Raw genomic sequence first — 10,128 nt, forward strand, 5'->3', positions numbered from 1 at the left:
CGCCCGCACGCCCCCCGGAGCAGCCCCGCGGCGGCCTCCTCATGGGCCGCCCCTTCGGCGTCCCCGTCTACGTGGCCCCCAGCTGGTTCCTCGTCGCCGCCCTCATCACCTGGGTCTTCGGCGGCCAGCTCGACCGCGTGCTCCCCGAACTCGGCGCCGCCCGCTACCTCGTCTCCCTCTTCTTCGCCGTCGCCTTCTACGCCTCCGTCCTCATCCACGAACTCGCCCACACCGTCGCCGCCCTCCGCTTCGAACTCCCCGTCCGCCGCATCCAGCTCCAGTTCTTCGGCGGCGTCTCCGAGATCGAGAAGGAAGCCGAGACCCCCGGCCGCGAGTTCTGGCTCGCCTTCGTCGGCCCCCTCCTCTCCCTCGCCCTCTCCGGCCTCTTCTACCTCGCCATGCAACCCGTCGAGCGCGGCACCGTCCCCGGCGTCCTGCTCGCCGGCCTCATGATCTCCAACCTCATCGTCGCGATCTTCAACCTGCTGCCCGGCCTCCCCCTCGACGGCGGCCGCATGCTCCGCGCCGTCGTCTGGAAGATCACCGGCAAGCCCATGAGCGGCACCATCGCCGCCGCCTGGGTCGGACGCGCCCTCGCCGTCTCCGTCCTCATCGGCCTCCCCCTGCTCACCCAGTCCGGCGCCCTCGGCTCCAGCGCCGAGGACAGCGTCGGCATGGACACCGTCACCGACGCCCTCCTCGCCGCGATCCTCGCCGCGATCATCTGGACCGGCGCCGGCAACAGCCTGCGCATGGCCCGCCTGCGCGAACACCTCCCCGAACTGCGCGCCCGCACCCTCACCCGCCGCGCCGTCCCCGTCGAGACCCACACCCCCCTCTCCGAAGCCCTCCGCCGCGCCAACGACGCCGGCGCCCGCGCCCTCGTCGTCGTCGACGCCCACGGCGAACCGCTCTCCCTCGTCCGCGAGGCCGCCATCGTCGGCGTCCCCGAACACCGCCGCCCCTGGGTCGCCGTCAGCGGCCTCGCCCAGGACCTCACCGACGGCATGCGCGTCTCCGCCGAACTCGCCGGCGAGGACCTCCTCGACGTCCTGCGCGCCACCCCCGCCACCGAATACCTCGTCGTCGAGGAGACCGGGGAGATCTTCGGCGTCCTGTCCGCCGCCGACGTCGAGCGCGCCTTCGTCAAGGCCATGGCCCGCCCCGCCTGACCACCCCTCCCCCCGGGCGTGGTCGGCGCCCCCGCCAAACGCCGGTAGGCTGGTCACATGTCCGAACCGACCGGTGCCGCCCGCAGGCGCGGGCCCTTCAAGGTCGGGGACCAGGTTCAGCTGACCGACCCCAAGGGCCGCCACTACACGTTCACGCTCGAAGCCGGGAAGAACTTCCACACCCACAAGGGTTCCTTCCCGCACGACGAACTGATCGGCTCACCCGAGGGCAGCGTCGTCCGCACCACCGGGAACGTCGCCTATCTCGCGCTGCGCCCCCTGCTCCCCGACTACGTCCTGTCCATGCCCCGCGGGGCAGCCGTCGTCTATCCCAAGGACGCGGGGCAGATCCTCGCCTTCGCCGACATCTTCCCCGGCGCACGCGTCGTCGAAGCCGGCGTCGGCTCCGGCTCCCTCAGCAGCTTCCTGCTGCGCGCCATCGGCGACCAGGGCATGCTGCACTCCTACGAGCGCCGCGAGGACTTCGCCGAGATCGCGCAGGCCAACGTCGAGCGCTACTTCGGCGGCCCGCACCCCGCCTGGCAGCTCACCGTCGGCGACCTCCAGGACAACCTGAGCGACACCGACGTCGACCGCGTCATCCTCGACATGCTGGCCCCCTGGGAATGCCTCGAGGCCGTCTCCAAGGCGCTCGTCCCCGGCGGCATCCTCTGCTGCTACGTCGCCACCACCACCCAGCTCGCCCGGACCGTCGAGTCCATCCGCGAGATCGGCTCCTTCAACGAGCCGACCGCCTGGGAGTCGATGATCCGCAACTGGCACATCGAAGGCCTCGCCGTCCGCCCCGACCACCGCATGATCGGCCACACCGGCTTCCTCCTCACCGCCCGCCGCCTCGCGGACGGCGTGGAGCCCCCCATGCGACGCCGCCGCCCCGCCAAGGGCGCCTACGGCGAGGACTACGCCGGCCCCAACGCCGACGGAGGCAGCGGCCGCTGACCGGCCCCCCGCACCACCCACAACGACAAGGCGCCGTGGCCGAGTTCCCCCCACCCACCGGGAACTCCACCACGGCGCCTCGCCAGTTCACCCCCCAACCGGTCCACCCCTGCGCACACCCCGCCCCACACCCCACGTCCGAAATCCCGCACCCCGCCGTTCCCCCGACCTGTGACGTGTGGCACGATGCTGGCCAATCCCACCCCCACCGGCACAGCCCCCGCAGGAGACACTCCTAGTGCAGCACTCCGCCGTCCCGGAACTGGCACACACCCACACCCGGCCCATCCACTGGGTCGCGACCGCCACCGCCGTCGCCGGCGTCGTCGCCCTCTCCTCACTCCTGCAACCAGGGCACGCCACCGCCGCCCAGAGCGCCGGCCCACCCGCCCGGTCCGTCGCCGCCCCCGCCACCACCGGCGTCGACTTCCCCCTCCAGTGCGGCCCCGTCACCGCCCTCGTCGTGAAGAAGGCCACCGGCGACCTCGACGGCGACGGCGCCCCCGAGACCGTCGCCGTCGTCCACTGCGACGCCCCCATGGGCACCCCGCCCGACGGCGTCTACGTCCTCACCCACGGCCGCGACGACACGCACGCGCGCGTGGTCGCCACCCTGCTCGACCCCAAGGCCCGCAACACCGTCACCAGCCTCACCATCAGCGACGGAGCCGTCCTCGCCACGCTCCTCGGCTACTCCACCGCCGACGTGCCCAGCTGCTGCCCCGACGTCAAGGACAGCGCCAGGTGGCAGTGGAAGGACCACAAGTTCCTCCGCACGACCCCCGCGGGCGCCCGCAACGTCTGACGCCGGCCGTTCGCCCTGTGAGAAATCAGACAGCCCTCACACCACGAACGCGCCGGAGCGCCGTCACGCCATGAACCGCGACGCTCACTCCGCGTCCGGACCGTAGACCTCGACCCCGTCCGAAACGCGACGCACATGAATGCAGTCGCCCGGGCACTCCCGCGCCGAGTCCACCACGTCCGTCAGCAACGGCAACGGCACCGGCGTCACGGCCCCCTTGGCCTGCAACAGCTCGTCCTGCCCGTCCTTCACGTACGCCAGCCCGTCGATGTCCAGCTCGAAGACCTCCGGCGCGTACTGCGCACAGATCCCGTCACCGGTACAGAGATCCTGATCGATCCACACCTCCAGGGCCTCGCCACCGACACCGGCCTCCTGCTGCACGCCCATAACTCCTGCCGTTTACCGTCGACCCGCCGGGGAACCATGCAGGCTCCGACGGGTGTTGAACACTTCGACCCTACCCTCGGCCGCTTTCCAATCATGTTCCGTGGGTATTCCCCTGGCGTGAGGGAGAGCGCAAGGGTGAAGATCGGACACACCCCGACAGTCTTTGTGATCTAGGGGTTTCAATCGACACCCACCCAGGTAGGGTCTGGAAGCGTCCAGCTCCCCTTGGAGGAGGTGAGGACCGTGGCAGCCCACGACGACGACATGAACCGCGGCATCCGCCCGGGACGAGGGTCCGACGACCCGTCCGGGCAGATTGCCTACCTTGAGCAGGAGATCGCCGTCCTGCGGCGCAAGCTCGCCGACTCTCCGCGACACACGAGGATTCTCGAAGAGCGGATCGTCGAGCTGCAGACCAACCTGGCCGGCGTCTCCGCCCAGAACGAACGACTGGCCAACACGCTCCGCGAGGCCCGCGACCAGATCGTGGCCCTCAAGGAAGAAGTCGACCGGCTCGCCCAGCCGCCGGCCGGCTTCGGAGTCTTCCTCACGGCCAACGAGGACGGCACCGCCGACATCTTCACCGGCGGCCGCAAACTCCGCGTCAACGTCAGCCCCGGCGTCGAACTCGACGAACTGCGTCGCGGCCAGGAAGTCATGCTCAACGAGGCGCTCAACGTGGTCGAGGCCATGGAGTACGAGCGCGTCGGCGACATCGTCACCCTCAAGGAGATCCTCGAGGACGGCGAACGAGCCCTGGTGCTCGGACACACCGACGAAGAACGAGTGGTCAGGCTCGCCGAGCCCCTGCTGGACGTCACCATCCGGCCCGGCGACGCCCTGCTGCTCGAACCCCGCTCCGGGTACGTCTACGAGATCGTCCCCAAGAGCGAGGTCGAGGAACTCGTCCTCGAAGAGGTCCCCGACATCGGCTACGAGCAGATCGGCGGCCTCGGCGGACAGATCGAGATGATCCGCGACGCCGTCGAACTGCCCTACCTCTACCCCGACCTCTTCAAGGAGCACGAGCTCCGCCCGCCCAAGGGCGTCCTCCTCTACGGACCCCCCGGATGCGGCAAGACGCTCATCGCCAAGGCCGTCGCCAACTCGCTGGCCAAGAAGGTCGCCGAAGTCACCGGCCAGGCCACCGGCAAGAGCTTCTTCCTCAACATCAAGGGCCCCGAGCTCCTCAACAAGTACGTCGGCGAGACCGAACGCCAGATCCGCCTCGTCTTCCAGCGAGCCAGGGAGAAGGCCTCCGAGGGCACCCCCGTCATCGTCTTCTTCGACGAGATGGAATCCCTCTTCCGCACCCGTGGCTCCGGCGTCAGCTCCGACGTCGAGAACACCATCGTCCCGCAGCTCCTCGCCGAGATCGACGGCGTCGAAGGCCTTCAGAACGTGGTCGTCATCGGCGCCTCCAACCGCGAGGACATGATCGACCCCGCCATCCTGCGCCCCGGCCGCCTCGACGTGAAGATCAAGATCGAGCGCCCGGACGCCGAAGCGGCCAAGGACATCTTCCAGAAGTACCTCACCGAACGCCTTCCCCTGCACTCCGAGGACGTCGGCGAACACGGCGGCGACAAGACCACCACCGTCCAGAGCATGATCCAGACGGCGGTGGAACACATGTACGCCGAATCCGAGGAGAACCGCTTCCTGGAAGTCACCTACGCCAACGGTGACAAGGAAGTCCTCTACTTCAAGGACTTCAACTCCGGCGCCATGATCGAGAACATCGTCGGCCGCGCCAAGAAAATGGCCATCAAGGACTTCCTCGACCACAACCAGAAGGGCCTGCGCGTCTCCCACCTCCTCCAGGCGTGCGTGGACGAGTTCAAGGAGAACGAGGACCTCCCCAACACCACCAACCCCGACGACTGGGCCCGCATCTCCGGAAAGAAGGGCGAACGGATCGTCTACATCCGCACCCTCATCACCGGAAAGCAGGGCGCGGACACCGGACGCTCCATCGACACGGTGGCGAACACCGGACAGTACCTGTAAAAACAGGGCGGCTGCGGGTGCCCACCACGGGTACCCGCAGCCGACTGCTTTCCGGGCCACGGCTGGAGCAAGGCAATGACGCAAATGATCTCCCCACCAGCGCAGAGGCGTTCTAGGCTCTTCCGTACCGCCGGGTCGCTAGTTGCGGGGACGGGCACCGCACACGCACCGGAGCACCACCGGTATCTGAGCGGCGCCCACGACCGAGGGTGCCGCCGGGCAAGGAGGGCCGCATGACCGTACGGCGAGTAATGGGCATCGAGACGGAGTACGGCATCTCCGTCCCCGGCCACCCCAACGCCAATGCCATGCTCACCTCGTCCCAGATCGTCAACGCCTACGCGGCGGCGATGCACAGGGCCCGCCGGGCCCGCTGGGACTTCGAGGAGGAGAACCCGCTGCGGGACGCGCGTGGCTTCGACCTCGCCCGCGAGACCGCCGACTCCAGCCAGCTCACCGACGAGGACATCGGCCTCGCCAACGTCATCCTCACCAACGGCGCACGCCTCTACGTCGACCACGCGCACCCCGAATACAGCGCACCCGAGGTCACCAACCCCCGCGACGCCGTCCTGTGGGACAAGGCCGGCGAACGCATCATGGCCGAGGCCGCCGAACGCGCCGCCGCGCTCCCCGGCGCCCAGCCCATCCACCTCTACAAGAACAACACCGACAACAAGGGCGCCTCCTACGGCACGCACGAGAACTACCTGATGAAGCGCGAGACCGCCTTCTCCGACATCGTGCGCCACCTCACGCCCTTCTTCGTCTCCCGCCAGGTCTTCGCCGGCGCGGGCCGCGTCGGCATCGGCCAGGACGGCCACGAACACGGCTTCCAGCTCAGCCAGCGCGCCGACTACTTCGAGGTCGAGGTCGGCCTGGAGACGACCCTCAAGCGCCCCATCATCAACACCCGCGACGAGCCCCACGCCGACGCCGAGAAGTACCGCCGCCTCCATGTGATCATCGGCGACGCCAACCTCTCGGAGATCTCGACCTACCTCAAGCTCGGCACCACGGCCCTCGTCCTGTCGATGATCGAGGACGGCTTCATCGCCGTCGACCTCGCCGTGGACCAGCCCGTGCGCACCCTCCACCAGGTCTCGCACGACCCGAGCCTCAAGCGTCTGGTCACCCTGCGCAGCGGCCGCACGCTCACCGCCGTCCAGCTCCAGATGGAGTACTACGAGCTCTCCCGCAAATACGTCGAGGAACGCTTCGGCGCGGACGCCGACGACCAGACCAAGGACGTCCTGGCCCGCTGGGAGGACACCCTCACCCGCCTGGAGAACGACCCCATGAGCCTCGCCGGCGAACTGGACTGGGTCGCCAAGCGCGAGGTCATGGAGGGCTACCGGCGCCGCGACGACCTCGACTGGGACGCCGCCCGCCTCCACCTCGTCGACCTCCAGTACGCCGACGTCAGGGCCGAGAAGGGCATCTACAACCGCCTCGTGGCCCGCGGCCGCATCAAACGCCTCCTGGACGAGTCCGAGGTCGACAGGGCCGTCTCCAAGCCCCCGGAGGACACCCGCGCGTACTTCCGCGGCCGCTGCCTGGAGCAGTACGCCGACGACGTCGCCGCGGCCTCCTGGGACTCCGTGATCTTCGACCTGCCCGGCCGGGACTCGCTCCAGCGCGTCCCAACCCTGGAACCCCTTCGCGGAACGCGAAATCACGTCAAGGAGCTCCTGGATCGCTGCCGCACCGCAGAAGACCTGGTCAGGGTGTTGTCGGGCGGCTGAACCGTGACCCGGACGGAACCTGCTCGACGGGTGGAACACCCCCCGTCCGGGAATCATCGAGGTGGGCCTCGTACGTTGACGCAACTGCGGGGCCGATGTCGGACCGGGCTTGTAGGGTCTGATCATCACCGATCGGCAGGAATGCCGACCTGTCGACCATGTCGGGCGAAAGAGCGGGGTGAGGGTTATGGCGACCAAGGACACCGGCGGCGGCCAGCAGAAGGCGACGCACTCCACGGAGGAGGTCGAGGAGCAGGCGGTCGAGACGCAGGGCTCCGAGGACCTCAAGGAGCGCCAGGAGAAGCTGAGCGACGACGTGGACTCGGTTCTTGACGAGATCGACGATGTACTCGAGGAGAACGCCGAGGATTTCGTGAGGTCCTTCGTGCAAAAGGGCGGCGAGTGAAGGCCATCTGATGGACTCGCCTTCGAATTGAAAGTAGCGGGGGTTGAGGGTGGCTGACGAGGCAACCTCGACGAAGCGGTGCGGCAAATGTGGCAGACGCCTACTGCTTGCCGCGTTCGCGCGGGACAGGAACCGGAGCGACGGCCTTCAGGCGCATTGCCGGGAGTGTGTGGCGGAGTACAGCGCCGCGCACTACCGGCGGCGTCAGGAGGCCAAGGGCAGGACGGTCAGGGAAAGTGTGGTCGTCCCGCCGGGACACAAGCTTTGCAGGACGTGTGGCGAGGTTAAGCCACATGGTAAGTGGCATCGCAACGCAACCGCGTCCGATGGCCTGTCGACTCGATGCAAGGTGTGTCGGGCGGTCCAGGGCAGACAGGATCATCTAAAGCGCCAGTACGGCCTCACCGAGGCCGAGCGGGACGAGTTGATCGCCTCTCAAGGGGGCGTGTGTTGCATATGTTTGACCGCTCTGCCTCGGCATGTGGATCACTGCCACGAGACGGGTAGGGTCCGAGGCGTACTGTGCTTCAACTGCAATTCGGCCATCGGCAAGTTGGGAGACGACCCCGACGCTGTTCGTCGGGCAGCCGCCTACCTGGAGGGAACTTCGTGGAAGCCAACACTCGTAGCACCGGGCGTCTACCAGCTGCCTTCCTGACGCCTGGGTCCTCGTCCTTCATGGACTTCCTCTCCGAGCACCAGCCGGAGATGCTGCCCGGCAAGCGCCAGCTGCCCCCGACGCAGGGGGTGATCGAGGCTCCGCACGGGACGACGATCGTGGCCGTCACGTTCCCCGGGGGCGTGGTGCTCGCGGGCGACCGCCGGGCCACGATGGGCAACGTCATCGCGCAGCGGGACATCGAGAAGGTGTTCCCGGCCGACGAGTACTCGGCCGTGGGCATCGCCGGCACGGCGGGTCTGGCCGTGGAGATGGTGAAGCTGTTCCAGCTGGAGCTGGAGCACTTCGAGAAGGTCGAGGGGGCGCAGCTCTCGTTGGAGGGCAAGGCGAACCGGCTGTCGACCATGATCCGGTCGAATCTGGGCATGGCGATGCAGGGTCTGGCGGTGGTGCCGTTGTTCGCCGGGTTCGACGTGGACCGGGACCGGGGCCGGATCTTCTCCTACGACGTCACGGGCGGTCGTTCGGAGGAGCATCACTTCGCGGCGACGGGTTCGGGTTCGATCTTCGCGCGCGGGGCGATGAAGAAGCTGTACCGGGACGATCTGACGGAGGAGCAGGCCACGACGCTCGTGGTGCAGGCTCTGTACGACGCGGCGGACGACGATTCGGCGACGGGTGGTCCCGACGTCGCGCGGCGGATCTATCCGATCGTCACGGTGATCACCGAGGACGGGTTCCGCAGGCTCACCGACGAGGAGTCGTCGGGTATCGCCCGCTCGATCCTCGAGCGCCGTCTGGAGCAGCCGGACGGTCCGCGCGCCGCGCTGTTGTAGGGGTGGCCCGTGTGTGTCCCGCGTGATCCAGTGACTTCGACAGAAAGGGACGGTTAACCGGTGTCGACGCCGTTCTATGTCTCTCCCCAGCAGGCGATGGCGGACCGCGCGGAGTATGCGCGCAAGGGCATCGCCCGTGGCCGCAGCCTGGTCGTGCTGCAGTATGCCGACGGCATCGTGTTCGTCGGCGAGAACCCGTCCCGTGCGCTGCACAAGTTCAGTGAGATCTATGACCGGATCGGTTTCGCGGCCGCCGGCAAGTACAACGAGTACGAGAATCTGCGGATCGGCGGTGTGCGGTATGCCGATCTGCGGGGTTACACCTATGACCGTGACGATGTGACGGCGCGTGGTCTGGCGAACGTGTACGCGCAGACGCTGGGCACGATCTTCTCCTCGGCGGGTGAGAAGCCGTACGAGGTGGAGCTGGTCGTGGCGGAGGTCGGTGAGACTCCGGACGGGGACCAGATCTACCGGTTGCCGCACGACGGGTCGATCGTGGACGAGCACGGTTCGGTCGCGGTGGGCGGCAACGCGGAGCAGATCAGCAGTTATCTGGATCAGCGTCATCAGGACGGGATGAGTCTGGCGGACGCGTTGAAGCTGGCCGTTCAGGCGTTGTCGCGGGACACCAACGGCACGCAGCGGGAGATTCCGGCGGAGCGGCTGGAGGTGGCGGTGCTGGATCGGACGCGGCCGCAGCAGCGGAAGTTCAAGCGGATCGTCGGGCGTCAGCTGGGCCGGTTGCTGGAGACGGACGGCGCGTCGACGGAGGCGGAGAGCTCCGAGGAGGAGTAGTCCGCGTTCCGGGGGCGTCCGCGTTCCCGTTCGTTCTCGTCCTTGTGTGCCCCGGCCGGGTCGTCGGCCGGGGCACAGGGCGTTCAGGGGGCGTCGGGCGGGGCTGTGGAGGCTCGTACGACGAGGTGGACGGGGATGTCGGTGTCGTCGGGTGTGCGGCCCTCCAGGACGTCGAGGAGGGCTTGCATGCCGCGTTCGCCGAAGAGTTCGGCGTCGAGCCGGACGGTGGTGAGTTCGGGGTCGAGGGCGGTGGCGAGGGCGAGGTCGTCGAGGCCGGTGACGGAGATGTCGTCGGGGATGCGCAGGCCGAGGCGGCGCGCGGCCTTGTAGGCGCCGGCGGCCAGTTTGTCGTCGTCGCAGACGACGGCGGTGGGGCGGGGGTGGCCG

Annotated in this window: 11 protein-coding genes; 9 read left to right on the forward strand and 2 right to left on the reverse strand. The window is 68.5% G+C overall.

Going from position 1 to position 10,128, the window contains the following annotated elements; genetic code table 11:
• The 3 genes from KMS84_RS35675 to KMS84_RS35685 form a co-directional block, all read left to right on the forward strand.
• Nucleotides 1-1,172, forward strand: a 1,172-nt coding sequence (locus KMS84_RS35675) for a site-2 protease family protein (RefSeq protein ID WP_256920683.1), incomplete at its 5' end; no start/stop codon positions are given.
• Nucleotides 1,173-1,229: 57 nt separating this feature from the next.
• Nucleotides 1,230-2,132, forward strand: a complete 903-nt coding sequence (locus KMS84_RS35680) for a tRNA (adenine-N1)-methyltransferase (RefSeq protein WP_256920684.1) — start codon at nucleotides 1,230-1,232, stop codon at nucleotides 2,130-2,132.
• 238 nt (nucleotides 2,133-2,370) lie between these two features.
• Nucleotides 2,371-2,937, forward strand: a complete 567-nt coding sequence (locus KMS84_RS35685) for a hypothetical protein (RefSeq protein WP_256920685.1) — start codon at nucleotides 2,371-2,373, stop codon at nucleotides 2,935-2,937.
• Nucleotides 2,938-3,021: 84 nt separating this feature from the next.
• Here KMS84_RS35685 and KMS84_RS35690 read toward each other — a convergent pair whose 3' ends face one another.
• The gene (locus tag KMS84_RS35690) at nucleotides 3,022-3,327 is read right to left on the reverse strand and encodes a ferredoxin (RefSeq protein WP_256920686.1); all 306 of its coding nucleotides are present in this window, start codon (nucleotides 3,325-3,327) and stop codon (nucleotides 3,022-3,024) included.
• 243 nt (nucleotides 3,328-3,570) lie between these two features.
• Between KMS84_RS35690 and arc the strand changes: the two genes are divergently transcribed.
• The 6 genes from arc to prcA all read left to right on the forward strand — a co-directional run bounded on the left by arc (nucleotide 3,571) and on the right by prcA (nucleotide 9,741).
• Entirely contained in the window at nucleotides 3,571-5,337 is a 1,767-nt protein-coding gene (arc, locus tag KMS84_RS35695) for a proteasome ATPase (protein ID WP_109001848.1), read from the forward strand.
• A gap of 233 nt (nucleotides 5,338-5,570) precedes the next feature.
• A complete protein-coding gene (dop, locus tag KMS84_RS35700; protein ID WP_361353843.1) occupies nucleotides 5,571-7,082 on the forward strand; it encodes a depupylase/deamidase Dop in 1,512 nt (503 codons plus the stop codon).
• Between the two features lie 187 nt (nucleotides 7,083-7,269).
• Nucleotides 7,270-7,488: a ubiquitin-like protein Pup gene (locus KMS84_RS35705; protein WP_256920687.1), complete on the forward strand. Its 219-nt coding sequence runs from the start codon at nucleotides 7,270-7,272 to the stop codon at nucleotides 7,486-7,488.
• A gap of 49 nt (nucleotides 7,489-7,537) precedes the next feature.
• Nucleotides 7,538-8,146, forward strand: coding sequence for an endonuclease VII domain-containing protein (locus KMS84_RS35710; RefSeq protein ID WP_256920688.1), 609 nt, complete (start codon nucleotides 7,538-7,540; stop codon nucleotides 8,144-8,146).
• Nucleotides 8,098-8,943 (forward strand): proteasome subunit beta, encoded by an 846-nt coding sequence (prcB, locus tag KMS84_RS35715; RefSeq protein ID WP_256920689.1) that lies wholly within the window; start codon nucleotides 8,098-8,100, stop codon nucleotides 8,941-8,943. Before KMS84_RS35710 ends, prcB begins: the two co-directional genes overlap by 49 nt.
• Nucleotides 8,944-9,003: 60 nt before the next feature.
• Nucleotides 9,004-9,741, forward strand: coding sequence for a proteasome subunit alpha (gene prcA, locus KMS84_RS35720; protein ID WP_109001842.1), 738 nt, complete (start codon nucleotides 9,004-9,006; stop codon nucleotides 9,739-9,741).
• Between the two features lie 83 nt (nucleotides 9,742-9,824).
• On the opposite strand, the gene KMS84_RS35725 is transcribed toward prcA, so the two are convergent.
• A partial coding sequence (locus KMS84_RS35725) for a substrate-binding domain-containing protein (protein ID WP_256920690.1) occupies nucleotides 9,825-10,128 on the reverse strand: 304 nt, incomplete at its 5' end.

Origin of the sequence: Streptomyces hilarionis (assembly GCF_024539675.1) — a bacterium.
Taxonomy (GTDB): domain Bacteria; phylum Actinomycetota; class Actinomycetes; order Streptomycetales; family Streptomycetaceae; genus Streptomyces; species Streptomyces hilarionis.

Bases quoted from the DNA above. Each gene is read 5' to 3' on its own strand.
- KMS84_RS35680 (WP_256920684.1), top strand. From the start codon at position 1,230: ATGTCCGAACCGACCGGTGCCGCCCGCAGGCGCGGGCCCTTCAAGGTC.
- KMS84_RS35690 (WP_256920686.1), bottom strand. From the start codon at position 3,327: ATGGGCGTGCAGCAGGAGGCCGGTGTCGGTGGCGAGGCCCTGGAGGTG.
- dop (WP_361353843.1), top strand. From the start codon at position 5,571: ATGACCGTACGGCGAGTAATGGGCATCGAGACGGAGTACGGCATCTCC.
- KMS84_RS35705 (WP_256920687.1), top strand. From the start codon at position 7,270: ATGGCGACCAAGGACACCGGCGGCGGCCAGCAGAAGGCGACGCACTCC.